Source organism: Ruegeria sp. G12, assembly GCF_056533565.1.
In genome coordinates, this window is the sequence record NZ_JBQFOO010000002.1 from 67,586 (window position 1) to 93,180 (window position 25,595).

At 61.3% G+C, this 25,595-nt stretch carries 22 protein-coding genes; 15 read left to right on the plus strand and 7 right to left on the minus strand.

Annotated elements, in window-relative coordinates:
- Positions 1 to 30 precede the first annotated feature (30 nt).
- Positions 31 to 774, minus strand: coding sequence for an RNA methyltransferase (locus tag ACR0JN_RS04135; protein WP_480884448.1), 744 nt, complete (start codon positions 772 to 774; stop codon positions 31 to 33).
- Between the two features lie 162 nt (positions 775 to 936).
- Here ACR0JN_RS04135 and ACR0JN_RS04140 point away from each other — a divergent pair, with 162 nt between their 5' ends.
- Positions 937 to 1,557: a thiamine phosphate synthase gene (locus ACR0JN_RS04140; RefSeq protein ID WP_480884449.1), complete on the plus strand. Its 621-nt coding sequence runs from the start codon at positions 937 to 939 to the stop codon at positions 1,555 to 1,557.
- Here the strand turns inward: ACR0JN_RS04140 and ACR0JN_RS04145 are convergent.
- Positions 1,554 to 2,687, minus strand: coding sequence for a HupE/UreJ family protein (locus tag ACR0JN_RS04145; protein WP_480884450.1), 1,134 nt, complete (start codon positions 2,685 to 2,687; stop codon positions 1,554 to 1,556). The genes ACR0JN_RS04140 and ACR0JN_RS04145 overlap by 4 nt on opposite strands.
- Positions 2,688 to 2,845: 158 nt before the next feature.
- Here ACR0JN_RS04145 and ACR0JN_RS04150 point away from each other — a divergent pair, with 158 nt between their 5' ends.
- The 3 genes from ACR0JN_RS04150 to ACR0JN_RS04160 all read left to right on the plus strand — a co-directional run bounded on the left by ACR0JN_RS04150 (position 2,846) and on the right by ACR0JN_RS04160 (position 5,389).
- Entirely contained in the window at positions 2,846 to 3,739 is an 894-nt protein-coding gene (locus ACR0JN_RS04150; RefSeq protein WP_480884451.1) for a PfkB family carbohydrate kinase, read from the plus strand.
- Positions 3,736 to 4,647, plus strand: a complete 912-nt coding sequence (locus ACR0JN_RS04155) for a pseudouridine-5'-phosphate glycosidase (protein WP_480884452.1) — start codon at positions 3,736 to 3,738, stop codon at positions 4,645 to 4,647. The genes ACR0JN_RS04150 and ACR0JN_RS04155 overlap by 4 nt, the downstream gene beginning before the upstream one ends.
- Positions 4,648 to 4,711: 64 nt before the next feature.
- Entirely contained in the window at positions 4,712 to 5,389 is a 678-nt protein-coding gene (locus ACR0JN_RS04160) for a DUF502 domain-containing protein (RefSeq protein ID WP_480815473.1), read from the plus strand.
- Here the strand turns inward: ACR0JN_RS04160 and ACR0JN_RS04165 are convergent, their stop codons facing one another.
- On the minus strand, positions 5,390 to 6,415 hold the full coding sequence (locus ACR0JN_RS04165; protein ID WP_480884453.1) for a patatin-like phospholipase family protein: 1,026 nt from the start codon (positions 6,413 to 6,415) through the stop codon (positions 5,390 to 5,392).
- A 65-nt stretch (positions 6,416 to 6,480) separates the two neighbouring features.
- Entirely contained in the window at positions 6,481 to 7,254 is a 774-nt protein-coding gene (locus ACR0JN_RS04170; RefSeq protein WP_480884454.1) for a 3-hydroxybutyrate dehydrogenase, read from the minus strand.
- Between the two features lie 286 nt (positions 7,255 to 7,540).
- Here ACR0JN_RS04170 and ACR0JN_RS04175 point away from each other — a divergent pair, with 286 nt between their 5' ends.
- Both ACR0JN_RS04175 and ACR0JN_RS04180 read left to right on the plus strand, forming a co-directional pair.
- Entirely contained in the window at positions 7,541 to 9,355 is a 1,815-nt protein-coding gene (locus ACR0JN_RS04175) for an extracellular solute-binding protein (RefSeq protein ID WP_480884455.1), read from the plus strand.
- 510 nt (positions 9,356 to 9,865) lie between these two features.
- Positions 9,866 to 10,105 carry a hypothetical protein gene (locus ACR0JN_RS04180; RefSeq protein ID WP_480815469.1) on the plus strand — a complete coding sequence of 80 codons (240 nt, stop codon included), beginning with the start codon at positions 9,866 to 9,868 and terminating at the stop codon, positions 10,103 to 10,105.
- Here ACR0JN_RS04180 and ACR0JN_RS04185 read toward each other — a convergent pair.
- Positions 10,094 to 10,717: a helix-turn-helix domain-containing protein gene (locus ACR0JN_RS04185; RefSeq protein WP_480884456.1), complete on the minus strand. Its 624-nt coding sequence runs from the start codon at positions 10,715 to 10,717 to the stop codon at positions 10,094 to 10,096. The genes ACR0JN_RS04180 and ACR0JN_RS04185 overlap by 12 nt on opposite strands.
- A 65-nt stretch (positions 10,718 to 10,782) precedes the next feature.
- On the opposite strand from ACR0JN_RS04185, the gene ACR0JN_RS04190 reads away from it, so the two are divergent.
- From ACR0JN_RS04190 to ACR0JN_RS04210, 5 genes are all read left to right on the plus strand, one after another.
- Positions 10,783 to 12,300: a class I adenylate-forming enzyme family protein gene (locus tag ACR0JN_RS04190; RefSeq protein ID WP_480884457.1), complete on the plus strand. Its 1,518-nt coding sequence runs from the start codon at positions 10,783 to 10,785 to the stop codon at positions 12,298 to 12,300.
- A complete protein-coding gene (locus tag ACR0JN_RS04195) occupies positions 12,297 to 12,956 on the plus strand; it encodes a DsbA family oxidoreductase (protein ID WP_480884458.1) in 660 nt (219 codons plus the stop codon). Before ACR0JN_RS04190 ends, ACR0JN_RS04195 begins: the two co-directional genes overlap by 4 nt.
- A gap of 76 nt (positions 12,957 to 13,032) precedes the next feature.
- Positions 13,033 to 14,241 carry an MFS transporter gene (locus tag ACR0JN_RS04200; RefSeq protein WP_480884459.1) on the plus strand — a complete coding sequence of 403 codons (1,209 nt, stop codon included), beginning with the start codon at positions 13,033 to 13,035 and terminating at the stop codon, positions 14,239 to 14,241.
- Between the two features lie 58 nt (positions 14,242 to 14,299).
- Positions 14,300 to 15,964, plus strand: a complete 1,665-nt coding sequence (locus ACR0JN_RS04205; protein WP_480884460.1) for a tetratricopeptide repeat protein — start codon at positions 14,300 to 14,302, stop codon at positions 15,962 to 15,964.
- Positions 15,961 to 16,635 carry an SH3 domain-containing protein gene (locus ACR0JN_RS04210; protein WP_480884461.1) on the plus strand — a complete coding sequence of 225 codons (675 nt, stop codon included), beginning with the start codon at positions 15,961 to 15,963 and terminating at the stop codon, positions 16,633 to 16,635. Before ACR0JN_RS04205 ends, ACR0JN_RS04210 begins: the two co-directional genes overlap by 4 nt.
- Here the strand turns inward: ACR0JN_RS04210 and mfd are convergent.
- Complete coding sequence (gene mfd, locus ACR0JN_RS04215; RefSeq protein WP_480884462.1) at positions 16,632 to 20,084, minus strand: transcription-repair coupling factor; 3,453 nt, start codon at positions 20,082 to 20,084, stop codon at positions 16,632 to 16,634. The genes ACR0JN_RS04210 and mfd overlap by 4 nt on opposite strands.
- A 21-nt stretch (positions 20,085 to 20,105) precedes the next feature.
- Positions 20,106 to 20,630: a component of SufBCD complex gene (locus ACR0JN_RS04220; protein WP_480815461.1), complete on the minus strand. Its 525-nt coding sequence runs from the start codon at positions 20,628 to 20,630 to the stop codon at positions 20,106 to 20,108.
- Between the two features lie 117 nt (positions 20,631 to 20,747).
- Here ACR0JN_RS04220 and hemB point away from each other — a divergent pair, with 117 nt between their 5' ends.
- The 4 genes from hemB to ACR0JN_RS04240 all read left to right on the plus strand — a co-directional run bounded on the left by hemB (position 20,748) and on the right by ACR0JN_RS04240 (position 25,595).
- Entirely contained in the window at positions 20,748 to 21,746 is a 999-nt protein-coding gene (hemB, locus tag ACR0JN_RS04225; protein ID WP_480884463.1) for a porphobilinogen synthase, read from the plus strand.
- Positions 21,747 to 21,890: 144 nt separating this feature from the next.
- Positions 21,891 to 22,463 (plus strand): lipid-binding SYLF domain-containing protein, encoded by a 573-nt coding sequence (locus ACR0JN_RS04230; protein ID WP_480815459.1) that lies wholly within the window; start codon positions 21,891 to 21,893, stop codon positions 22,461 to 22,463.
- A gap of 165 nt (positions 22,464 to 22,628) precedes the next feature.
- A complete protein-coding gene (locus ACR0JN_RS04235) occupies positions 22,629 to 25,091 on the plus strand; it encodes a penicillin acylase family protein (protein WP_480884464.1) in 2,463 nt (820 codons plus the stop codon).
- A gap of 108 nt (positions 25,092 to 25,199) precedes the next feature.
- The gene (locus ACR0JN_RS04240) at positions 25,200 to 25,595 is read left to right on the plus strand and encodes an SgcJ/EcaC family oxidoreductase (protein WP_480884465.1); all 396 of its coding nucleotides are present in this window, start codon (positions 25,200 to 25,202) and stop codon (positions 25,593 to 25,595) included.

Here is a 25,595-nt window from a genome sequence, read left to right on the forward strand (position 1 = left end):
GCTAGGGCCATGGCGGGACAACGTCCAGACTCAGCCCTTCTCCTTCCAGCGGACCATCTGACGCATGATCCCGTGCAACATCTGCACATCCGCCCGCGTCATCCGCATCCGTGACCACAGATTGCGCAGGTTGACCTTCATCCCTTCGGCCTTTTCCGGCGGGTAGAAGAACCCGGCCTCGTCCAGCCGATCCTCGTAGTGTTCAACCAGCTTCTCAACCTCGATCCCCGTGGCCCAGTCGCCCTTACCCAGATCGGTCGCCTCATGCACCACATCCCCGGTCTGGCGCATCCACTCATAGGCGGTCAGCAACACGCATTGCCCAAGGTTTAATGAGGCATATTCCGGGTTCACCGGGACCGAGATTATGGCGTTGGCCTTGGCAATATCCTCATTCTCAAGCCCTGCCCGTTCTGGCCCGAACAACACGGCCACCTTCTCGCCCGCCGCGACTTTTTCAGCCGCGATCTGCATCGCACGCTCGGGGCTGAAAACCGGCTTGGTCAGGCCGCGCTGCCGCGCGGTGGTGGCAAAGACATAGGTGCGATCCCCCAAAGCACCCGCCAGATCGTCGAACAATTGCGCCTCATCCAGCAGCCGCCCAGCCCCGCTGGACATCGCCACCGCTTTGGGGTTTGGCCACCCGTCGCGCGGGGCCACGATCCGCATCCGGTCCAGCCCGAAATTCCACATCGCCCGTGCGGCGGCACCGATGTTCTCGCCCATCTGCGGGCGCACAAGCACGAAAGACGGCTGGGATATATCGCTGGGCATGGCTTACTCCGAAAATATCCGCCCGCTCTAATCCGCCTGTCTGGTCAGAGCAACCCGATCCCTCTTCTTCTGTTCCCAAATACCCGCTCGGCAGGCAAAAAGTTTGCTTCCCCCACGCAATCCGCTAAACCGCGCCTAAGAACAAACTCCGAAGGACGCGCCATGGACACCCCCGAGCAGCCGCAGATTTACCTGATCACGCCTCCGACAATCACGCTCAGCAGCTTTCCCGATCAACTGGCCCGCGTTCTGGACGGGGCCGAGATTGCGTGTATCCGTCTGGCGCTGGCGGGCAGTGACGAGGACACCATCGCCCGCGCCGCCGATGCCTGCCGTGAGGTCGCCCACGCCCGCGATGTAGCGCTGGTAATCTCGAACCATGTCCTGCTGGCGCAACGGCTGGGGTTGGATGGCGTGCATCTGGACGATGCAGCGCGCTCGGTTCGGGCAGCGCGGAAAGAGCTGGGCGCGGACGCCATTGTCGGAAGCTTTTGCGGTGCGTCCAGCCATGACGGCATGACCGCTGGTGAGATTGGCGTGGATTATGTCGCCTTTGGTCCGGTCGGGGCCTCGTCTCTGGGCGATGGAACGCTGGCCGAGAAAGACCTGTTCCAATGGTGGTCCGAGATGATCGAGGTGCCCGTCGTTGCCGAAGGCGGCCTGACCCCAGAGCTGATCCGCGACCTTGCCCCCTGCACCGATTTCTTCGGCATCGGGGATGAGATCTGGTCGGGTGACGATCCTCTGGCCGCGTTGAAAACGCTGACTTCTGCGATGTCCTAAGCGAACAGAAGCGGTTTGACGATCCAATAAATGCCGACACCCGCGATGAGCATCGAGGCCAGAACCGAGATTCGGCCCCGCAAACGGTGCGAATTGCCGGAGATCAGCGAAGCAACGGCAAATACACCCACGGCTATTGCTATGGTTGTCCCTGCAACTCCGGCCCAGTATCCCAGAATGGCCGGGGGCAAATGATCGGGCGGCACTCCGACTGCAGCAAGGGATTGCGCCAGACCGAAACCAGCAAAAAAACCAACCGCCAAAACCGCCAGCAGTCGCCAAATCTGCACCCGTCGCCAGATCAGATTCCAGAGGGCAAGAACCACAATGGCTGCGGAAAACGTTTGCGCGTCGATGACGAGCGTCAGCGTCGCGACATCGTAAACCGCTAGTCCCATGCCAACCAAAACACCCAAAGACAGGGTTACCAACTGAGTTAAAACCGGCCTGACACGCAGCGACAGAAATACCAACGTCAGGGCGAGCAGGATCAGTTTTGGCCCATTCGGAAAAACGCGTGTGACCCCTTCTGCGAAGAACACCCGCAAGGTCTGTTCCACACTCAGCGAGGCTCCGCCGTGCAGCGGTATCAAGGGGCTGGTCTCTCCAGCGGCAAGATAGGCGGTGTACGGGGCCGAGACATTCTGTTGTCGCAGCACAGCAGGTCCAAACCCCTCGGGCCAGTGCAGGCGCAGGCTCGCCGCCCCATCCGGCAACGCGCCGGTCAAAAGCAGCTTTGAAACCCGCGAGGTCTGCGGATCACCGACCACCGGAATACGCACCCCCTCGTAGGACAGCGCGACCGGCCCTGCGGCATCAACCTGCAAGGTTTGCATCCACGGCAGGACAAACTCTCTGATCTGAGGTTCCAATTCAGACGACACCAGCCTGCGCAGGTTTCGATATTGCGCGTTGTCTACAGGCGCGGCGGGGTCGATCCCGGCCAAAAGTGCCTCGGCATTCAGGCTGAGTTCCAGAAACAGCGTGTCGGATTTGGTCCAGAAATCAATGACCGTCGGCCCCGAGCCTTGCGCGACGCTTTGCTCCGGAAGCGCTGCAAACGCCACAAAAAGACCAAACAGAAAACCCGTAATGCGATTGAGGATGGTCGAAACGACACCACCCGCCATCAAAAACTCTCCACCAAACAAATCAAAATACCAATCATCTGCAGAGATAGTTTAGCCGAATCCGCAGGATGGCAAGTCAAATCAGGCTTTGTCGGGATTCTGCCCTACCGCACTGGTTCGCCCTTGCGCGGGCACCGGGGCTGCGGCATGACTGCGCCATGACGAAGAACAGCGAAATCCTGTGTATCGGGTCTGTCCTTTGGGACGTGATCGGACGTTCAGCCAGCGCCATGCGGCAGGGATCTGACGTGCCCGGGCGCATTACTCGCCTGCCCGGCGGTGTGGCGATGAACATCGCCATGACACTGGTCCGGTTCGGCATGACCCCGACGCTGCTGACCGCAATAGGCCGCGACCCCGAAGGCGATGAGCTTGTGCACGCCTGTTCCAGGCTTGGCATGGTGACGGACCACATCTACCGCTCACAGGACCTGCCGACCGACCGCTATATGGCAGTTGAAGGGGCCAACGGCCTGATCGCCGCAATCGCCGACGCCCATTCGCTTGAGGCGGCGGGCGCGAAAATCCTGCGCCCTCTGATGCATGGACCGCTTGGTTACGAAAACATGCCGTTCGACGGCCCCATCGCGCTGGACGGCAACCTGACCCTGACCCTGCTGGAAGAGATCGCACAAAGCCCGGCTTTCGCCCGCGCCGATCTGCGGGTCGCCCCGGCCTCGCCCGGTAAGGCCGAGCGGTTGCTGCCCTTCCTGAAACACGCCCGCGCGACGCTGTATGTGAACCTCGAAGAGGCCGGGCTACTCTGCCAGCGCGATTTCGCGGATTCCGAAAGCGCCGCCAAGGGCCTGCTGGATCGCGGCGCACTGCGCGTGCTGGTGACGGATGGCGGCAACTCGGCCACCGTCGGCTCGGGCTCTGGCGTGCTGACCCAGACACCCCCATCCGTGCTTGTTACCCGCGTAACGGGTGCGGGCGACACCTTCATGGCGGCCCATATCGCGTCCGAGGCCAGCGGCGCGGATGACGAAACGGCCCTGACCCGCGCCCTGCGCGCCGCCGCAACCTACGTTTCCGGAGAGACCCCACTGTGATCGACATCCATTACTCAGCCGAGGTCCGCGCGGCCAAAGATGCAGGCCAACCCATCGTTGCGCTGGAAAGCACGATAATCACGCACGGCATGCCCTACCCGCAGAACATCGAGGTTGCGGCGCAGGTCGAACAGGACATCCGCGACGCAGGGGCCGTTCCGGCCACGATGGCTGTGATTGATGGCGTACTGAACGTGGGCCTTGAAGCAGATCAGTTGAAGGCGCTTGGGCAGGCGCAGGGCGTCGCCAAAATCTCGCGCGCAGATATGGCCGCTTGCATTTCGACCGGCGGCACCGGGGCGACCACCGTGGCAGCCACCATGATCGCCGCGGACTACGCGGGGATCGAAGTGTTTGCCACCGGCGGTATCGGCGGCGTGCATCAGGGGGCCGAAACCTCATTCGATATCTCGGCTGACCTGCACGAACTGGGCCAAACCCCGGTCACAGTGGTTGCTGCCGGGGCCAAAGCCATCCTCGACCTCGCCAAAACGCTTGAAGTGCTGGAAACACTGGGCGTCCCGGTCATCGCCTTCGGTCAGGACGAATTCCCGGCCTTCTGGTCCGCCAAATCCCCCTACGGCGCCCCGCTGCGCATGGACAGCCCCGAGGCTATAGCCAAAGCCCATGCAACCCGCCGCGCGCTGGGGCTGCCCGGCGGACAACTGATCGCCAATCCGATCCCTGCAGAAGATCAGATCGCAGCTGAGGAGCTGGCCCCGATCATCGCCTCGGCCCAGGCCGATGCCGAAGAACACCGGATCACCGGCAAAGCCGTGACGCCCTACCTGCTGCAACGGATTTTCGAGCTGACCGAGGGCCGTTCCCTGACCGCCAACATCGCGCTGGTGCGCAACAACGCGCGCCTGGCAGCCGGGATTGCCAAAGCACTTGTGAAAGGTGTGTAAACCTGCCCTATTGTACCAACGCCCCGGATTGCTTACCTAATTCCGCAAACCACTCGGAAGCGCAATGAACACACCCTTCGACGAAGAGCCTCACCGCCGCCCCGGCCTGTTTTCACGGCTGCGCGCGTCCTTTCTGACGGGCATCGTCGTCATTGCGCCAGTGTGGCTGACGATCTGGCTGATCTGGTCGGTCGTCGGCTGGATCGACAGCGCGGTTCTGCCGTTGATCCCACAAAGGTTCCAGCCTCATGAATATGTGGGCATCAACCTTCGTGGTGTTGGCGTTGTCATCTTCCTGATCTTCACGATCCTCGTGGGTTGGGTCGCCAAGGGCATTCTAGGCCGGTCTTTCATTTCCTTTACCGAAAGCCTTGTTGACCGGATGCCCGTCGTCCGCTCGGTCTATTCCGGCATCAAGCAGATATCCGAGACGGTCTTTGCCCAGACAGAACGGTCGTTTGAAAAAGCCTGCCTGATCCAATACCCGCGCCGGGGCATCTGGGCGATCGGCTTTGTCTCGACCACCGCAAGGGGCGAGGTCAGCGAACGCGCGGAAACCGCCGGAGAACTGCTCAGTATCTTCGTCCCTACAACACCCAACCCCACATCGGGCTTCCTGCTGTTCTTCCCCGCCGAGGATGTCATCCTTCTGGACATGACCATTGAAGAAGCCGCCAAGCTAGTGATTTCCGCCGGTCTCGTTTACCCCAACGACAAAGATCCGACGCAACCGCCCGAGTGATCAGCCGAACATCGCCGGCAGATCGACGGTACTGTTCTGCCCCAGATCACCTTTGTGTCTGACCAGAAACCCATCCGCCGCATCCCGCCCAGCCTGCTTGAGCTTATGCAGGATCACCGGATTCGGCACGGTTTTGGTGGCAACCGACAGGCTGTTCATCAACTCGTTATCGGCAATCATATGCACCAGAACCCGGCTCATCTCACCGGCCTTCAGCTTGCCCTCTTCCAACAGGCGCTGAACGAAGTTGATCGCGCGCAGCTCGCGGAACAGGGATGAGTTGAAGCTGATCTCGTTGATCCGGTTCTGTATCTGCTGCGGTGTTACCGGAAGCTCATCCCGCTCCAGCGGATTGATGTTCACGATCACCACATCGTCCGGCAGATCGTCGTTGAACAAAGGGTACAGTGCCGGGTTGCCGGTATAGCCGCCGTCCCAATACGCCTCGGTCCTCTGAGATTCGGGATCGTAGATTTCCACCGCCTTGAACAGCGTCGGCAAACAGGCCGAGGCCAAAATCGCCTGGGTCGAAATCTCCTCACCAGTAAACACCCGGATCTTGCCGCTCCGCACGCAGGTTGCGCAAACAAACAGTTGCGGGCCCTGATCGGCACAGACCTCGTCAAAGTTGAACCGGTCCACCACAGATTCCAACGGGTTCGAATAAAACGGTCCGTAAGCATAGGGCGACACCATCCGTGACCACGCATCGCCTATGGAAAATGGCAGCGAATACTCCATCGCCTGCGCGATATGAGCAGGCTCGACCCCGCGAAACCAATTGGCAATGCGCATGTCGCCAATCGCGCCCATCCGCTTCCAGACCTCGTTCAACCGCTCCCGCGCGCCGTCGCGCCCGTTGTGCACCATCCCGGACTTGAACGCCGCCCCGTTCAGCGCCCCCGCCGAGGTTCCGGTAATCGCCGCAACCTCGATATCCTCTTCATCCAGCAGGCGGTCCAGAACACCCCAGGTAAACGCCCCATGCGCCCCGCCGCCTTGCAAAGCCAGATTGATCTTTTTCACAACGCCCGCCCCTTCTTCTGTTCAAAAATACCTCGGGGGTGTGGGGGCAGAGCCCCCACGAGTCATCACAAAGCCGTCCAGCCCCCATCCACGGAAATCGTCGTCCCGGTAATCTGCGCCGCCGCGTCCGAGCACAGGAACACCGTCGTCCCACCCAGTTGCTCTACCGTCGCGAACTCTTTCGAGGGCTGCCGCTGCAACATGACGTTTTTCACCACGTCCTCGCGGCTCATGTTGTATTCCTTCATTGTGTCTGGGATCTGCGCCTCGACCAGAGGCGTCAGCACATAGCCCGGACAGATCGCGTTGCAGGTGACCGGTTCTTGCGCCGTTTCCAGCGCCACAGTCTTCGTCATCCCGACCACCCCGTGCTTGGCCGCAATGTAGGCCGCCTTATATGGCGACGCCGTCAGACCATGCGCCGAGGCGATGTTGACGATCCGGCCCCAGCCCTTTTCCCGCATCATCGGCAGCGCCGCTGCAGAGGTGTGAAAGGCCGAGTTCATGTTGATCGCAATGATCTCGTCCCATTTGTCGACCGGAAACTGATCAATCGGCGACACATGCTGGATACCCGCGTTGTTGACCAGAATATCGCAGGCCCCGGCCTGCTCGATCAGCGCGCGGCACTCATCCCCTTTTGACATGTCCGCCTTGATGTAGCGCGCATTCGTCCCGGTCTCCTTCGCGATTTCGGCGGCTAGCGCGTGATCTTCGTCACGATCCGTGAACGAGTTCAGAACCACGTCGGCCCCAGCTTTTGCCAATTCCCGGGCAACGCCCAGCCCAATCCCCGAATTCGATCCCGTGATGATTGCCGTTCTTCTAGACAGGCTCATGACCGCTCTCCCTTAACATTCTGTCTGCGCCACAGTGCCATGCTGCACCTGCAAAGAAAACTGGGAAACACGTCGCGCCCGGCTGCAATTGGGGCGAAAAAAAACGCCCGCACGAAGCGGGCGTTAAGTTATTGAGGCAGGTTTCATACAGGCAAGAAACCTATCGAGCAGTGAGACCTTTATAAGCAATTCCGCGCCTTCGTCCAAGCTAAAAGTTTGAAAACAAGAAAAATCATCGGTACGATGAATCCCAACAAAATAAGGCCAGAGCAGGATTGTTTCCAAAATGAGCCCGGATTTTCTTCGCCCCGTTCGCTATTTGATCGGGGGAATCGCCACTGTTTTTGCAACTTCGATGGCCCATGCAGAATCGGCTCATGGCATAGCTATGTATGGCGACCCGGCCCTACCACCGGATTTTGTGTCGCTGCCATATGCCAACCCGGACGCGCCCAAGGGCGGCAAGGTCGTTTTCGGAAATACCGGCGGCTATAACAGTCTGAACCCGTTTGTGCAAAAAGGCACCTCTCCGTGGCAGTTACGATTTTGGACCCACGAAGGCCTGATGGGCCGGTCTTGGGACGAACCTTTCACTCTTTACGGGTTGTTAGCCGAATCAGTTGAGACTGCAGAAGACCGGTCTTGGGTCGAATTCACCCTGCGGGAGGAGGCCCGATTCTCGGATGGCAGCCCGGTTACAGTTGATGACGTGATCTGGTCGTATGAGACGCTGGGGACCGAGGGGCATCTGCGCTATCGCGGGCTTTGGGGCAAGATCGACAGCATCGAACAGACCGGCCCGCGCTCGGTCCGGATCACCTTCAACGAACCCGACCGGGAACTGGCCCTGATCGCCGGACTGCGCCCGATCCTGCAGAAGGCGCAGTGGGAGGGGAAGTCGTTCGCCGACGCCCAGTTGCACGACGTGCCAATCGGCAGCGGCCCCTATGTGATCGAAGACTACGAGGCCGGGCGCTACGTGAACCTGCGCCGGAACCCCGACTATTGGGGCGAGGATATCCCCTTCCGGCGCGGCACGATGAACCTGGACGACATGCGGATCGAGTTTTACGGCGACGCCACGGTCCTGTTCGAGGCGTTCAAGGCCGGAGAACTGTCTGCCGTGCGCGAGTTCAATGCCGACAAATGGGACAACCAATACGGCTTCCCCGCCGTTCAACGCGGAGAAGTTGTCAAAACCGAGATACCGCATGGCAAGCCCTCGGGAATGACGGGATTTGTCATGAACACCCGCAAGGTCCCGTTCGATGACTGGCGCGTGCGCGAGGCGTTGGCGCTGGCCTTCAATTTCGAATTCATCAACGACACGATCACAGGCGGCGCGCAGCCAAGGATCACCTCGTATTTCTCGGGCTCTGATCTGGCCATGCAACCCGGCCCGGCCACCGGGCGCGTCGCCGAGTTGTTGCAGCCCTACGCCGATAACCTTCTGCCCGGCACGATTGAGGGCTACACCCAGCCCCAAGGCGACGGGTCGGCCCGCAACCGCAAGAACCTGCGTCAGGCTGCGGCTTTGTTGGCCGAGGCAGGTTGGACCATCCAAGACGGTGTTCTGCGCAATCAGAACGGTGACGCGTTTCAGATGACGGTTCTGCTGCAGCAGGGCGACAGCGACATGCAGACCGCCGTCGAAATCTACAAGCGCGCGCTGGAACGTCTGGGAATTCAGGTCACAACCGAGCAGGTCGACAACGCCCAATACTCCGGTCGCACCGCCGAGTTGGACTTCGACATGACCCCCTTCCGCCGTGCGCTGTCCCTGTCCCCCGGCAACGAACAACGGCTGTATTGGGGCAGCGAGGGCGCAGACATTCAAGGCACGCGGAACCTCATGGGCGTCGCGTCGCCTGCGGTGGACGGGATGATCGACGCCATGCTGGCCTCGGAAACGCACGAGGATTTTGTCGCGGCCACCCGGGCGCTGGACAGGGTTCTGACCGCCGGGCGCTACGTGATCCCGATCTGGAACTTTGACGTGGGGCGCATTGCCCATTCCAGCGCGCTAAAATTCCCTGAAACGTTGCCGATCTATGGCGATGGCCCCCAGTACATGCCCGAGGTTTGGTGGCACGAAGAATGACCCAACCCACCGCGCTGCGATTCCATGCCTCATCCTCCGCCTGCCGGACGCCGACCGCGGTGCAAATCGCTGGCCCCTCCCGTTGTGAAAACTGACGGCCTGATAATCGGCGGAAATCGGCACACGCGCTAAATCGCACTATTTATTGAGGTGTGATAGCGCAAACTCCGCAATTTTTGGGCTTGTCAGCAATGCTTCGTTGAATTGGGCAGAAAATGTACAATCGGTTCACGATTTGAGGCCCTTGCACGGGGTCCCATGCAGTTGGCGCTAAACATGTAAGTAAAAATCTTCTTTTTGCTCAATAGCTAGGCGCAAATCGGCTTTACCACGGCCTGCCGGGAAATGGCGGTCGACCTTGCGCATCCACCGCGGCCCAGCCGCGTTTGGCCAACCTGTCGGGCCTTGCCTTTGGTCTGCGACATTTTGTCATGTCTTCCCCTGCGCTGACCAATACGTACCCTGTTGTGGGGAGAGCAGTCCTGAAACCGCAAAATGGAAAGCTCGCATATGCTGAAATGGACAGATTTGACGCAGGACTGGGATGCGTCCTACGCACGCGCAAAGCGCCGTTTTCCGAACCTGCGCGACAAGGATATGGCGCGCGTACGAAATGACCGAAAGCGCTTTGAGGCTTACCTGGCCGAGCGCCATCAACTTACGGTCAACGAGGCCCGTGAAGAGGTTGAGGATTTTCTGTTTACAGAAGGCCTGAACCGGGAATTGCACCGCGAAGCTTTAAGCAAGTGACGTAACCCACAGGATCGTCGCATCCTCGGGGCTAACCGAGATCACGTTGTGCCCCATACTGCCATCGTAATAAGCGCTGTCGCCCCGGCGCATTTCGACCGGTTCGTAAAACTCGGTAAATAGCTTCACGACCCCCGTCAGGACGTATAGAAACTCTTCCCCGTCGTGGCGTACCCAGCCGTCAAACTCGTCCATCGACCGGGCGCGGACTCGGGCTCGGTAGGGCAACATCTGCTTTTTCGTCAACGTTTCCGCCAACAGCTCATGCTCGTAGGTCGTCGTGGCATGCGCCGTCCCTTCGCCGGTTCGGGTGACGGCCATACGGCCAATCACCTGATCCCGCTGGGGCGGTGTGAAAAGCTGAGGAACCGAAATCTCCAACCCCGTGGCCAGCTTCTTCAGAGCATCATAGGTCGGCGACATCTGCCCGTTTTCGATCTTGCTGAGCGTTGATCGCGCCAGCCCGGCCTGCGTGGCAGCCTGTTCCAGCGTCCAGTTGCGTGCCTTGCGCAGTTCCCGCACCCGCGCGCCAAGGTCAAGCGGCTCGAGTTCCGTGTGAACGCCTGAATCTCGGGCGATGCGGATAAGTGATCTTGGGTCCTGCGTGCTCATGGTCCTGTCTATAGGGCCAGCCGGTCCCGCTTGCAACGCGCCATGCGCCACGATAGCCAGACACAATGCTTTCGATCTTTGAGCAGGGGCCACCGCCGCCCTGCCCCTCACCGTTCAATCTGGCCGCGCACGTCTTGCGCCACGCCGAGCGTTGCCCTGACAAAGCCGCCCTGTCGGTTTTGCGCGTGGACGGGTCCGACGACTGGGCCTATGGCGCGTTGCAGGCGGCTATTCTGGGTACCGGGGCCGGGCTGTTGCAGGCTGGCCTTAAACCCGGCGACATTGCCCTGATGCGGCTGGGGAATACGGTGGATTTTCCGATCGCCTACCTGGGCGCAATTGCCGTGGGCATCGTGCCGGTCCCGACCTCATCGCAACTGACCGAACCGGAAACCGCCCGGATGATCGAGGATTTATCGCCTGCCGCCGTGCTGCGCGACCCATCGGTCGCCTGCGCGCCACACCCCAACCAGATCAATTTGGCGGATCTGACCGCGATGCGAGACCTGCCGCCTGCCAATTTTCAGATGGGTGATCCTGAGCGGCTGGCCTATGTCGTCTACACCTCGGGCACATCCGGCAAACCGCGCGCGGTTGCTCATGCACACCGGGCGATCTGGGCGCGGCAGATGATGGTCGATGGGTGGTATAGCCTACGCGACAGCGACCGACTGTGCCATGCGGGCGCGTTTAACTGGACGTACACTTTGGGCACCGGTCTTATGGACCCTTGGACCATTGGCGCGACGGCGCTGATCCCCGAACCGGGCACGGATATCTCGGCTTTGCCCGCCCTGCTGCGCCAACATCGCGCAACGATCTTCGCTGCCGCCCCCGGCGTTTACCGCAAGATGCTGCAGGGCGCGAACCGGATCGACCTGCCCGCCCTGCGCCACGGCCTATGTGCCGGAGAGAAGCTGTCGCGCCATCTTCACGAGCATTGGCACAAGGCCACCGGAACCGAGTTGTACGAGGCCTATGGGATGTCCGAATGCTCGACCTTCATCTCGTCCAGCCCGGACCATCCGGCGCGGGGCGATGCGTTGGGGCAACCGCAACCCGGCCGCCGTGTGGCAATCCTCGGCCCGGACGGCCCCGTTCCGCAGGGGCACGAGGGCACGATTGCCGTTCACCGCTCTGACCCCGGCCTGATGTTGACCTACCTCAACGCCCCGGACGAGGCACAGTCGCGCATGCAGGGCGACTGGTTCCTTACCGGCGATCAGGGCGCGATGGCCATCGACGGGCAGATCACCTATCTGGGCCGCGACGACGATATGATGAACGCAGGCGGCTACCGCGTTTCCCCGGTCGAGGTCGAAGCTGTCCTGTCCCGCTATCCCGGCATCACGCAGGTCGGTGCCGCCGCAGTCGGGGTCAAAGAAGACACGTTTATCATCGCGGCTTTCTACACCGGGCCGGAAAAACTGGACGAAACGACCCTGCGCGCCTATGTGGAAGCCAATCTGGCCCGCTATAAGCAACCGCGCGCCTTTGTTCATCTTCCCGCCCTGCCCACTGGCGGCAATGGCAAACTCCTGCGCCGCGCCCTGCCGGCCTATTTCAAGGCGTCGACCGAATGACCCAGACCGTAAAGCTCGATATCATGTCCGACCCGATTTGCCCGTGGTGCTATATCGGCAAGACTCATTTGGACAAGGCGCTGGCGGCTGTGCCTGGTCATCCGTTCGTCATCGAATGGCATCCGTTCCAGCTTAACCCTGACATGCCGGACGATGGTATGGACCGGCGGGAGTATCTCGAACGCAAGTTCGGCGGCAAGGAGGGCGCAGTTCGCGCCTATGCGCCGGTTGTGGAACATGCCGAGAATGCTGGCCTGAAGATCGACTTCGAGGGGATGAAACGCACACCGAACACTCTGAACGCCCACCGCCTGATCCACTGGGCGGGGATCGAAGGCAAACAGGGTGCCGTCGTGGACGCGCTGTTCGATGCCTATTTCGTTCAGACCCGCGATATCGGCGACCCGGAGGTTCTGGCCGACATCGCCGACAGCGTCGGGATGGACGCCGCCGTGGTCCTGAAACTGCTGAAATCCGACGCCGACCGCGAAGATATCCGCCAACGCGACACCCATTCACGCGAGATGGGCGTGAATTCAGTTCCCACCTTCATCGTTGCCAATCAACACGCCGTTCCGGGCGCGCAACCTCCTGAATTATGGGAAAAAGTGATTGGCGAGATCATGTCTCAACTTGAGGCTTCCCCTGCAGAATAGCACATAGGTCTGTGCAAAATTCAGGTCTGGTGCAGCCCCATCCGCCGTGATAGCGCGAACGGGTAAGGAGACCTTTATGGCTGACCGCATGTCCAGGGCGGAATTCATCGCGCTGATCGCGATGATGTTCGCCACCATTGCCTTTTCGATCGACTCCATGCTGCCCGCCCTGCCCGAAATCGGGGCCGAGCTCAGCCCGACCGACCTCAACAAGGCGCAGCTGATCCTGACGTCCTTTGTGCTGGGCATGGGGATCGGCACGTTTTTCACGGGGCCGATTTCGGATGCGGTCGGGCGCAAACCGGTGATCTATGGCGGCGCGGCCTTGTACATTCTTGCCTCAGCCGTGGCATGGGCCAGTTCCTCGCTGGAACTGGTGCTGGCCGCGCGTATCGCTCAGGGTCTGGGCGCTGCGGGGCCGCGCGTGGTTGCGATGGCGATTATCCGCGACCTGTTGTCGGGCCGCGAGATGGCGCGCATCATCTCCATCGCGATGATGATCTTCACGCTGGTCCCGGCGATTGCACCGCTGCTGGGCGCAGGCGTTATCGCACTGGTCGGTTGGCGCGGCATCTTCGTGTCCTTCATCCTGTTCGCCTCGGTCATCGTGATCTGGATGGCTTTCCGCCTGCCCGAATCCCTTGCTGTCGAAAACCGCCGCCCATTCCGCCTGCCCCTGATGATCGCTGCGGTGCAAGAGATGTTTGCCCACCCCACCGTGCGCCTCTCGATCCTTGTGCAGACGCTGTGTATGGGGCTGCTGTTTACCATGCTTACCATGGTGCAGCCGATCTTTGACGTTGTGCATGGCCGGGCCGAAAGCTTCCCCTTCTGGTTCGGTTTCGTGGCTCTGATTTCAGGTTCAGCCAGCCTGCTGAACGCCGCGCTGGTCGTGCGTCTTGGCATGCGGCGGATCGTGACCTGGGCGCTTGGCGCGCAAATCGTGATCACAAGCGGCGTTATTATCCTGAACATGACCCCGCTGTCACCCGACGCCTCGTTTGCCCTGTTCGTCATGTGGCAGACCACGGTGTTCTTCATGGCCGGGGTCACCATGGGCAATCTGAACGCCATCGCAATGGAGCCGATGGGCCATATCGCGGGCATGGCGGCCTCGGTCATCGGCTCAATCGCCACGGTTCTAGCGGCAGCGATTGCCGCCCCGGTCGGACTGCTGTTCGACGGATCGATCACGCCGCTGACGACCGGAGTTCTCACCATGTGCGTGCTGGGCTTTGGCCTGATGCTGCATATGGGCCGGATCGAGAACCGGCTGCTGGTTTGAGCCTGTGCAACCTGTCTGAAAAGCGCTAGCCTGCCCCCAATTTCTGGGGGAGGCTTTGATGAGCGATTATTATGATCTGGGCACCTATTCCTGCGCCGTAACAACTGCGTCCCCTGAGGCGCAGATGTGGTTCGACCGGGGGCTAGTCTGGACCTATGGCTATAACCATGACGAGGCGGTGGTCTGTTTCCAGCGCGCCGCCGAGATTGACCCCAACTGCGCCATGGCCCATTGGGGCGTCGCCTATGCCGCAGGTCCGAACTACAACCTGCCATGGGAGTTTCGCGACGAAAACGGACAGCAGAAATCGCTGGCCACTGCCTATGACGCAACCCAAAAGGCGCTGGCCTTGCTCGAGGGGTGCACCCCCGCCGAACAAGCGCTGATCCGCGCCCTGCCCGCGCGGTATCCGCAACGCGATCCGGCTGAGGACATGCACCGCTGGGATTATGACTTTGCCAACGCCATGCGCGCGGCCTTTGCGGCGCAGCCCGATCAACTGGACCTGCGCACGATCTATGTCGAAGCGCTGATGAACCTCACGCCCTGGCAGATGTGGGAATTGAAAACCGGACGGCCCGCCGAAGGGGCCGCCACGCTTGAGGCACAGGAAGCGCTGGAATGGGCGATGGAGAATGATCCGGCAGCCATGTCTCATCCCGGTCTGCTGCATCTTTACGTTCATTTGATGGAGATGTCGCCGACGCCGGAAAAAGCGCTGAAAGCCGGGGATATCCTGCGGACTCTGGTGCCGGATGCCGGGCATCTGGTGCATATGCCGACCCATATCGACGTCCTGTGCGGCCATTATCAGAATGTCGTTCACTGGAACGAAAAGGCGTCAGAGGCCGACCTGAAATACTACGAGCGCGAGGGCGCCTTCAACATTTACACCGGCTATCGCCAGCACAACTACCACTTCGCCATCTACGGCGCGCTGTTCCTTGGCCAGATGGAGCCGGCGCTTCGGGCCAACCAGGGCATCTGGGACACCACGCCCGAAGACATGCTGCGCATCGAAAGCCCGCCCATGGCGGATTATTTCGAAAGCTACATGTCGATGGGCCCGCATATCCTGATCCGCTTTGGCCGCTGGGAAGAGGCCAAGGCGCTGGACCTGCCCTCGGACCCCGACCTGTACCGCACTCTGACCGCGACAACCCACTACGCCCGTGCCATTGCTCATGCAGCAACCGGGCAAGTGGACGAGGCGGAGGCCGAAGAGCAACTGTTCCTCGCCGCAAAAACCTGCGTGCCGGAAACACGTCGGTTGCATAACAACCGGGTCATCGACCTGTTGGACATTGCGGCGGAAATGCTGCGCGGTGAGATCGAGTATCGCAAAGAAAACTACGAGGTCGCCTTTGCCCACCTGCGCCGCTCGGTCGAGTTGGACGACACATTGCCCTATGACGAGCCATGGGGCTGGATGCAGCCCACCCGCCATGCGCTTGGTGCGCTGCTTTTTGAACAGGGTCATGTGGCCGAGGCCGAAGCCGTCTATCGCGAAGACCTCGGCATGGACGGCATCCTCAGCCGCGCCTCGATCCATCCCGACAATGTCTGGAGCTTGAAGGGACTGCACGACTGCCTGAAAGCGCGCGGGGATAGCGCGGAAACCACATTGATCAAACAAAGGCTCGATCTGGCGCTGGCCCGCGCGGACCGGGCCGTTGGTGCATCGTGTTTCTGCGCTCAGGCGGCGATGAAGGCGGCGGAATGAGGGCAGCCGCGCTGCTGGCCATCATCCTCTGCGGGCCGGCCTGGGCGGATCGGCAGTCGTTCCCGCCCGAGGATCAGTCCAGCCGCGATCCCACTCTGGTCGCTTTTCGCGATGACCTTCTGGCCAAAGTCGCCGCGCGTGATCTTGAGGCCGTCGTCGCGGCGGCCTGCCCGGATATCTATTTCAGCCATGTCGAAGAAAGCGGCCCCGACGCGTTCCGCACCAGCCTGATCGTCCCACCCGAGACGCTGCCCGAAGAAGACCGCGATCAGGCGGATGCCATTCGCAATGCCCGCTGGGCTGCGCTGGAAAACACCCTGTCGCAGCCCGGATACTTCGATGATCAGGGCGAATTCTGGATGCCCCACCAATGGCAGATCACCCTGCCCGCATCGCTCGATCCGGCGGTTGCTTATTTCGTGACCGGCGAGAATGTCTCACTCCGCCAAGCCCCGTCGCGCGATGGGGAGCGGCTGGGCGCAATCAGCCACGAGGTTGTTCTGATCTCCGACTATCAGGACGGCGCCGAGTACCAGCAGGTGCGCCTGACCGATGGCGCGCCGGGGTATATTCATAGCGACTTTCTGTGGTCCATGACAGGATATCGCGCAGCGCTGGTGAAGTCGGACGTGGGCACATGGCAGCTTTGTACCTTCGTCAGCGGTGACTAGGCTTTGGCCTTTTTCTTCTGGGCTACAACTTTTTCCGCCAGATCACGGGCGATGGCAAAGGCCCCCTTGATCTTGTCGCTGTCCTTCTTCCAGTCGCGGCGCACGACGATCTTGTTGTCCTTGACCTTGGCCAACCCGCGCTGGTTCTGGATGAATTCGACCAGCCCTTCGGGTGAAGCGAACTTGTCGTTGTGGAACTGGACCGTCGCGCCTTTTGGCCCGCCGTCCAGCTTGGCAATGCCCGCGCGTTTGCACATCGCCTTGATGCGCACGACCAGCATCAGGGTGTTGACCTCTTTCGGCAGCGTGCCGAAACGGTCGATCAACTCGGCGGCGAAACCCTCCAACTCGACCTTGGTCGACAGCGACGACAGACGACGATAGAGGCCGAGACGCACATCCAGATCGGGCACGTAATCTTCGGGGATCAGCACCGGCACGCCCAGATTGATCTGCGGCGCCCATTGGTCGTCAGCGTCTGAAAGGCCCTCCATCTCACCAGCCTTGATCTTGGCAATCGCCTCTTCCAGCATCGATTGATAGAGCTCATAGCCCACATCGCGCATCTGGCCCGACTGCTCCTCGCCCAGCAGGTTGCCCGCGCCGCGAATGTCGAGGTCTTGGCTGGCCAGCGTGAACCCGGCCCCAAGCGTATCCAGCGAGCCCAGAACCCGCAGGCGTTTCTCGGCCGTCGCGGTCAGACGCGCGCGGGGCTTGGTGGTGAGATAGGCGTAGGCACGTGTCTTGGACCGCCCTACCCGTCCGCGGATTTGATAGAGCTGCGCCAACCCGAACATATCCGCCCGATGCACGACCATCGTGTTCGCGGTCGGGATATCCAGCCCGCTTTCCACAATCGTCGTGGCCAGCAGGACATCATACTTGCCGTCGTAAAAGGCGTTCATTCGGTCGTCGAGCTCACCCGCCGCCATCTGTCCATGCGCCACGACATAAGTCAGTTCCGGCAGTTGCTCTTTCAGAAATTCCTCAATCTCGGGCAGGTCCGAGATGCGTGGGACCACGTAGAAACTCTGCCCACCGCGATAATGCTCGCGCAGCAGCGCCTCGCGGATTGTCACCGCGTCGAATTCGCTAACATAAGTGCGGATCGCCAGGCGGTCGATGGGCGGCGTGCCGATGATCGACAGGTCGCGCACACCCGTCAGCGACAGTTGCAGCGTCCGTGGGATCGGCGTGGCGGTCAGCGTCAGGACATGCACGTCCGAGCGCAACTGTTTCAGCCGCTCTTTGTGGCCGACGCCGAAATGCTGTTCTTCGTCGATGATCAGCAGACCCAGATTTTGGAATCGTATCCCCTTGGCCAGCAGTGCATGGGTGCCGATCACGATGTCCACCGTGCCCCGCGCCAGCCCGTCGCGGGTTTGCTGCGCCTCTTTCGCCGAGACAAACCGCGACAATTGCCGCACCTCCAGCGGGAAACCGCGAAAGCGGTCCTTGAACGAGGCCGCATGTTGGCGCGCCAGTAGCGTGGTCGGGGCAATCACCGCCACTTGCACACCGGACATGGCTGCGACAAAGGCCGCACGCATGGCGACTTCGGTTTTGCCAAAGCCCACGTCGCCGCAGATCAGACGATCCATCGGCGCGCCGGAGTGCATGTCCTCCATCACCTCGGAAATCGCGCGCAACTGGTCGTCGGTTTCCTGATAGGGGAAGCGCGCGCTGAACTCCTCCCACGCGTGGGGCGGCGGGTCCATGACGGGGGCCTTGCGCAGCGCGCGTTCAGCGGCGATGCGGATCAGCTTGTCCGCCATCTCGCGGATGCGCTCTTTCAGCTTGGCCTTCTTGGCCTGCCATGCGCCGCCGCCCAACCGGTCCAGCAAGCCTTCGTCATGACCGTATTTCGACAGCAGTTCGATATTTTCGACCGGCAGGTACAGCTTGGCCTGTTCGGCATATTCCAGCAGCAGACATTCATGTGCGGCCCCGGCGGCGGTGACGACCTCCATCCCTTGATAGCGGCCTATGCCGTGATCCACATGCACCACCAGATCGCCGGGCGAGAGCGATTGCGTCTCGGTCAGGAAATTCTCGGCCTTGCGGCGTTTCTTGGGCTGGCGGATCAGGCGGTCGCCGAGAACGTCCTGTTCCGCGATGACCGTCAGGCCGGGCGTTTCGAACCCGTTCTCCAACGCCCAGACGGCCAGATGCAGACCGCGTTTGCCGACACGAGTGCCATCGGCGACGGGGATCGCCTCGGCCAGACCTTCGTCTTCAATCAGGCCCGTCAGACGTTCGCGCGCGCCTTCGGAATAGGATGCGATCAGAACCGGGCCCTTGGCCATCTTGTCGGTAATATGCGCGGCCAGAGCGCCAAACAGGCTGATGCTTTCCTGCTGTCGTTCGGGCGCAAAGTTGCGCCCGATCCGCCCACCCGCGTCGATCACACCCGGCCCGCTGGCTTGCGGCAAAGGGCTGAATTGCAGCACCCGACGATCGCCCACAGCCGCTTCCCACGCCGCATCGTCCAGATACAGCAATCCGGGTGGGGTCGGTTTGTAGACCGTGTCCATGCGCGAGCGGTTTTCCAGCGCCAAACGCCGGGTTTCATACTGATCGGCAATCGTATCCCATCGCGCAAGCCGTGCGGGCGTGACCTGATCGTCGACCGAGACCGTTGCATCCGGCAGATAGTCGAACAGGGTTTCCAGCTTTTCATGGAAAAAGGGCAGCCAGTGTTCGATTCCCTGATGCTTGCGGCCCGCGCTGACCGCCTCGTAGAGCGGATCGTCCGTTCCCGCCGCGCCGAACTCGATGCGATAGTTCTGGCGGAACCGAGTGATCGCCGCGTCGTCCAGAATGACCTCGGAGACCGGCGCGAGTTCCACCACCTGCAGCTTTTCGGTGGTGCGCTGCGAGACCGGATCAAAGCGGCGCGCGCCGTCCAGAACGTCGCCGAACAGGTCCAGCCGGACGGGGCCGGATTCACCCGGCGGGAAGATATCAATGATCCCGCCCCGGATCGCGTAGTCGCCGGGCTCCATCACCGTGGGGCTTTGGGTAAAGCCCATGCGAACAAGGAAGTTGCGCAGCGCGTCTTCGTCGATACGGTGATCGACACGGGCAGTAAACGCCGCCTCGCGCAGCACTTCGCGCGCAGGAACACGCTGGGTCGCTGCGTTCAGCGTGGTCAGCAGGACAAACCGATCCGGCATCTGATGCACCAAAGCGGCCAGCGTCGCCACCCGCGCCGCCGCGATATCGGCATTAGGCGACACCCGGTCGTAGGGCAGACAATCCCAGCCCGGAAACACAAAGACGGGCATGTCGGGCGCAAAGAAGGCCAGCGCCGCACGCATCGCCTCGAGCCGTTTGTCGTCGCGGGCGATATGGCACACACGTCCGGACCGGGCGACCTCGTTCAGGACAAGTTGCGCATCAAACCCCTCGGGGGCACCGCCAACCGTGACATGGTTCGGAGCCTTCATCGCCTTGCCTTTCAGATTTTGCTATCCCAGAACGCCGATAGAGATGTTCTGATACATCCCCCAAAGCGCAGTGACCAGTACCGAGATCATGCCGATGATCTGGGTATACAGCCTGCAGCGCAAAAGAGTCTTGGCCACGCGTTCCAGCGTCAGTTCATGCTGCCGCAGCCGTCGGGCATGAAAGACGTTGACCAGTGTCACGATCACCATGGGAAACAGCAGCAGAAACACGGCCTGCGCGAACTCCATCCCGTAATAAAAACCCAGCATCGCAAGGCCGGTGAAGGCAAAACACAGCAGAGCCAGCAGGATCGTTCCCGACATCTGGACAATATACAGGATACGGTTGGTATTGATCCGCACCAGATCCAGCAGATCGCTTTCGCTCTGCCCCCGGATGCGCCGCGCGCGGATCACCAGATCGTAAGGAACGCCCATCGACCAATGACTGGCCGAGGACCACATCACCGCCAGCACGATCCAGAACCACAGGTTCGAAAAGCTGCGCATATCAATGAGTTCGAAGATCGAAGCGTACCAGTCCAAACCCTGTCCCTTGTTACATTCTCAGTGGGTTCTGTTGCGCCGGCGCGGCCATTGGTACCCTTGAGCCTTCGGCAAATTCATGCCACCCAATGCGGCAATGTTCAAGGAGAACGCGCCATGAAACCGACCATCGCCCCCTATCCTCTGACCCGCTTTCGCCGCGCCCGTCAGTCTCAGGCCATCCGGGGGCTGGTGCGCGAAAATACCCTGACCACCGATGACCTGATCTGGCCGGTCTTTGTGCGCGATGGCGAAGGGATTGAAGAGCCCGTCCCCTCGATGCCCGGCGTCGTGCGCCGCTCGGTTGATCTGATCGCCAAAGCAGCGGTCGAGGCGCAAGCGCTTGGAATCCCCGCGATTTGCATCTTTCCCTACACTGATCCCAGCCTGAAGACCGAAGACTGTGCCGAGGCGTGGAACCCCGATAACCTGTCCAACCGTGCGATCCGCGCGATCAAGGCGGCGGCGCCGGATATCGCCGTGATGACAGACGTGGCGCTGGACCCATACAACATCAACGGCCATGACGGCTATGTCGTGGATGGCGAGATCGTGAACGATCAAACGGTCGAAGCGCTGGTGAAAATGACCCTTGCGCAGGCCGAGGCCGGGGCGGATATCATCGGACCCTCGGACATGATGGACGGCCGCATTGGCGAGATGCGCCGCGCGCTGGAAAGCGCGGGCCACCACAACGTGATGATCCTTAGCTATGCCGCAAAATACGCCAGCGCGTTTTATGGCCCGTTCCGCGATGCGGTGGGAGCCTCTGGCGCTTTGACCGGGGACAAGAATACCTATCAGATGGACCCGGCGAACTCGGACGAGGCGCTGCGCCTGATCGAACGCGACCTGACCGAGGGCGCGGATATGGTGATGATCAAACCGGGCATGCCCTATCTGGACATCTGCCGCCGCGTGAAAGACACGTTCGGCGCGCCGACCTATGCCTATCAGGTCTCCGGCGAATACGCGATGATCCAGGCGGCGGCCCAGAATGGTTGGATTGATGGTGACAAGGTGATGGCGGAGAGCCTGCTGGCCTTCAAGCGGGCGGGTTGCGATGGCATCCTGACCTATTTCGCGCCTCGGGTTGCGCGCGCGCTGCAAGGCTAAAACCCCAGATTGTCGCGATTTATCGCCTATTGAAGCGCCTGCGCCCGCAGCTTTCCCGTGACACGAGGCGGCAATCGGCGTATTCTCGCACATAAGATCGGGATCACCCGGCAAATCAGGCACATATATCAAGAGACAGGAAACATGAGCAGTTCCCAATCCCCACGACTGAGCCGTCGCGGCTTTTCCTTTGGCATGGCCGGGCTGACCCTGACCGCCGCTTGCGGCAACGGCGTCGGCAACTCGAACGCGGCGACAATCGACGCGCGTGTCGATGCGACGCTGACCGAGATGTATTCGCGCTATCCCAACACCGTTGAAATCGCCAACAAAGCCAATGGCATGCTGGTGATGCCTCTGATCACCGAGGCCGGTTTCGTCTTCGGCGGCGGCTACGGTCGTGGCGCGTTGCGCATCAATGGGGCCACGGTCGATTACTACTCGGCGGTCAAAGGCACCGCTGGTTTTCAGATCGGTGCGCAGCAATATGCACACGTTCTGTTCTTCATGACCGAGGACGCGCTGAACGATTTCCGCCGCTCCAGCGGTTGGACCGCCGGGGCCGATATCGGCTATGTGGTCAGCGATCAGGGCGATCAGTTGTCGACCGACACCACAACCTTGCGCACGCCGGTTCTGGCCGCCGTGTTCGGGCAGGCCGGTCTGCAGATCGGCGCGACCGTGGACGGTACCAAATATACCCGCATTATTCCGTAGCACCAAAATACCACCCCCTACGGACCCCGTCGCAGTTGAATCAAGTGCGGCGGGGTTGTTCTTTGCGCCTCACGGCAAAGGTTCCTGCGGCGTTCCTCTTTCGGTCTGCGGTTGCATCCTTTACTCTCGGCGCAAACGATAAATGACCAAGAATGTGGGGCGTCGATGGGTCTTGTGTTTCGCTGGCTGGTGCGGATTGCATCGGGGTTGATCCTGCTGGTTCTGGCAGCGGTAGGCCTTGTGTATTTTCTGGCCAACCAATCCCTGCCCGACTATGATCAAACCCTTGATGTCGCAGGGTTAACCGCCCCGGTCGAGATCATCCGCGACACCGCCAACGTGCCGCATATTCTGGCCGACAACGACCCGGACGTGTTCTTTGGCCTCGGCTACGCCCACGCGCAGGATCGCCTGTGGCAGATGACGGTTCTGCGCCGCACCGCACAGGGCCGCTTGTCCGAAGTCTTCGGTCCGCGCACCGTGCATATCGACAAGCTGCTGCGCCGGTTTGATCTGTACGGGCTGGCCCACCGCTCGGTCGAGGTGCAGGACGATTACACCAAGGCAGCGCTGCAGGCATACGCCGCCGGGGTGAACGCCCGCCTGACCGAGATCAACGAAGAAGCTCTGGGCCGCGGCGCGCCAGAGATGTTCCTGTTCAACGCCCCAGTCTCACCCTGGCAGCCGGGCGACAGTATCGCGGTGATCAAGCTGATGGGGCTGCAACTCTCGGGCCATCTGCAGGATGAAGTTCTGCGCGCCCGCACCTCGTTGATGCTGAACGATCCTGCGCGGCTGGCGGATATCCTGCCAGATGTCCCCGGCCCGGGCATCGCCGCACTGCCGGAATATGCCGCGCTGTTTCCCAACCTGCCCCGCTATGCCGCCGGAACGGATATGCCCGACACGCCCCTGTCGCCTTTTCCCAAACGCGGGCTGGCTGGCGCATCGAACGCCTGGACCGCTGCGCCCTCGCGCTCGGCCAGTGGCGGCACGCTTTTGGCCAATGACCCGCATCTGGGCTTTACCGCGCCGGGCGTGTGGTATCTGGCCCATCTGGGGCTGGCCAAGGGCGGTGTGATCGGCGCGACCATTCCGGGCATACCGGCTGTGATGTCGGGGCGCAGCGATCGGCTGGGATGGGGGCTGACCTCGTCCTATCTGGACGATCAGGACGTGCATATCGAACAGTTGAACCCGGACAACCCCGAGGAATATCTGACCCCGGAAGGGTATAAGGAATTCCAGACCCAACCCTCGATCATCGAGATCAAGGACGAGGCCCCGATTACCCTGACACTGCGCTGGACGGAAAACGGCCCCGTTCTGCCCGGAACGCATTACGATCTGGAGACGATCACCCCGCCGGGCCATGTCGCCTCGCTGTCATGGACGGCGCTCAGCCCGCAGGATACGTCGATGACCGCGTCGATGGCGCTGATGAATTCGGACACGGTGCAAGAAGCAATTGAGGTCGGCGAGAAGTTCATCGCGCCTTCGCAGAACCTGTCGCTGGTCGACAAGAGCACAATCGGGATGAAGCTGATCGGCGCGATGCCCCGGCGCGATCTGCAAAACCAAAGCCGGGGGCGCATCCCGACGCCCGGGTGGCTGACCGAAAACCGCTGGAGCGGCCGCCTTCCCTATGCCGACAACCCTGAATTCGTGGCCCCTGTCGGCGGTGTCCTTGGCAACACCAACAACAAGATCATCGACCGCCCGTTCCCTGAACATGTGTCCTATGAATGGGGTGACACCCAGCGTGTCCACCGTTGGGAACGCCTGATGCAATCGCGCGAGGTGCACACCCGCGACAGTTTCATCGAAGCGCAACTGGACACGGTCAGCTTCACCGCCCGGTCGCTGCTGCCGTTGATCGGGGCCGATCTGTGGTTTACCGGAGCGTCTGCCCCCGAAGGCACTCTGGAAAGCCAACGCCAGATCGCGCTGTCCCTGCTGGCGGAATGGAATGGCGAGATGAACGAGCATCTGCCCGAGCCGCTGATCTACGCCGCTTGGCTGCGCGCGTTGCAGATCAGACTGATCTCCGACGAGCTTGGCCCCTTGGTCAGCGACTACAAACATGTCCAGCCCCTGTTTATCGAGCGTGTGTACCGCGACATCGACGGGGCCTCGGTCTGGTGCGATGTGCGCCAAAGCGCGCCGGTCGAGACCTGCACCGACATGGCGCAACTGGCGCTGGATGACGCGCTGATCTGGATCGCCGAGGAATACGGCGATGCTCTGGAATCCCTGCGGTGGGGCGATGCCCATCAGGCAACGCATGACCATCCGGTTCTGGGCAATGTCCCTGTGCTGAGGTTCTTTGTGAACATCCGTCAGTCGACCAGCGGCGGAGACAATACCTTACTGCGAGGGCGCACCTCGGGCGAAGGCCCCGATCCGTTCCAGAACGTCCACGGCGCGGGCTATCGCGGGGTGTATGACTTTGCCGATCCCGACAGTTCGGTGTTCATCACGGCCACGGGTCAGTCCGGCCACTTCCTGTCGCGCTACTATGACGACCAGGCTCAGCTGTGGCGGCGCGGAGAGTACATCCCGATGTCGCTGGACATCGATCTGGCCCACGCGGCAGCGGTTGGCGTGACTCACCTGGTCCCGCAATAATCCGCCCATTCGGCGACTCCCCGCCCCGTTAGTTGCGGCGTCGTGGACGAGCCAGCCGATTTTCGCCTACCATTGGCGGGCCGATTATGTGGGACCAAGGGGGCGGAAATGACCAGTATTCGGGATACTTTAAACAACCTCGCACGGGATTATGCAATCGCTTGGAGTTCTGGCGAGCCGGACGCGGTTGCCAGTTTCTATGCGCCCGACGGGCAAATTACGATCAATCGGGGCGACCCCATTCAGGGGCGCGCGGCAGTTGCCGAAATGGCGCGCGGGTTTTATGCGGAATTCCCCGATCTGGAAGTTCGCTGTGACATGATGCGTTGGGCCGGGTCCCATGCCATATTTGTCTGGACGCTCGAGGGGCACCATTCCGAGACCGGCAACCTTGTCGTCGCGCGCGGTTGGGAGGAATGGGAGTTGACGCCAGACAATAAGGTCCAAACCTCGCTGGGCTGGTTCGATGCCGACGACTATCAGCGTCAGATCGACGGTAAGTAA

Bases quoted from the DNA above. Each gene is read 5' to 3' on its own strand.
- ACR0JN_RS04135 (WP_480884448.1), bottom strand. From the start codon at position 774: ATGCCCAGCGATATATCCCAGCCGTCTTTCGTGCTTGTGCGCCCGCAG.
- ACR0JN_RS04140 (WP_480884449.1), top strand. From the start codon at position 937: ATGGACACCCCCGAGCAGCCGCAGATTTACCTGATCACGCCTCCGACA.
- ACR0JN_RS04145 (WP_480884450.1), bottom strand. From the start codon at position 2,687: ATGGCGGGTGGTGTCGTTTCGACCATCCTCAATCGCATTACGGGTTTT.
- ACR0JN_RS04150 (WP_480884451.1), top strand. From the start codon at position 2,846: ATGACGAAGAACAGCGAAATCCTGTGTATCGGGTCTGTCCTTTGGGAC.
- ACR0JN_RS04160 (WP_480815473.1), top strand. From the start codon at position 4,712: ATGAACACACCCTTCGACGAAGAGCCTCACCGCCGCCCCGGCCTGTTT.
- ACR0JN_RS04170 (WP_480884454.1), bottom strand. From the start codon at position 7,254: ATGAGCCTGTCTAGAAGAACGGCAATCATCACGGGATCGAATTCGGGG.
- ACR0JN_RS04175 (WP_480884455.1), top strand. From the start codon at position 7,541: ATGAGCCCGGATTTTCTTCGCCCCGTTCGCTATTTGATCGGGGGAATC.
- ACR0JN_RS04180 (WP_480815469.1), top strand. From the start codon at position 9,866: ATGCTGAAATGGACAGATTTGACGCAGGACTGGGATGCGTCCTACGCA.
- ACR0JN_RS04185 (WP_480884456.1), bottom strand. From the start codon at position 10,717: ATGAGCACGCAGGACCCAAGATCACTTATCCGCATCGCCCGAGATTCA.
- ACR0JN_RS04190 (WP_480884457.1), top strand. From the start codon at position 10,783: ATGCTTTCGATCTTTGAGCAGGGGCCACCGCCGCCCTGCCCCTCACCG.
- ACR0JN_RS04195 (WP_480884458.1), top strand. From the start codon at position 12,297: ATGACCCAGACCGTAAAGCTCGATATCATGTCCGACCCGATTTGCCCG.
- ACR0JN_RS04200 (WP_480884459.1), top strand. From the start codon at position 13,033: ATGGCTGACCGCATGTCCAGGGCGGAATTCATCGCGCTGATCGCGATG.
- ACR0JN_RS04205 (WP_480884460.1), top strand. From the start codon at position 14,300: ATGAGCGATTATTATGATCTGGGCACCTATTCCTGCGCCGTAACAACT.
- ACR0JN_RS04210 (WP_480884461.1), top strand. From the start codon at position 15,961: ATGAGGGCAGCCGCGCTGCTGGCCATCATCCTCTGCGGGCCGGCCTGG.
- mfd (WP_480884462.1), bottom strand. From the start codon at position 20,084: ATGAAGGCTCCGAACCATGTCACGGTTGGCGGTGCCCCCGAGGGGTTT.
- hemB (WP_480884463.1), top strand. From the start codon at position 20,748: ATGAAACCGACCATCGCCCCCTATCCTCTGACCCGCTTTCGCCGCGCC.
- ACR0JN_RS04230 (WP_480815459.1), top strand. From the start codon at position 21,891: ATGAGCAGTTCCCAATCCCCACGACTGAGCCGTCGCGGCTTTTCCTTT.
- ACR0JN_RS04235 (WP_480884464.1), top strand. From the start codon at position 22,629: ATGGGTCTTGTGTTTCGCTGGCTGGTGCGGATTGCATCGGGGTTGATC.
- ACR0JN_RS04240 (WP_480884465.1), top strand. From the start codon at position 25,200: ATGACCAGTATTCGGGATACTTTAAACAACCTCGCACGGGATTATGCA.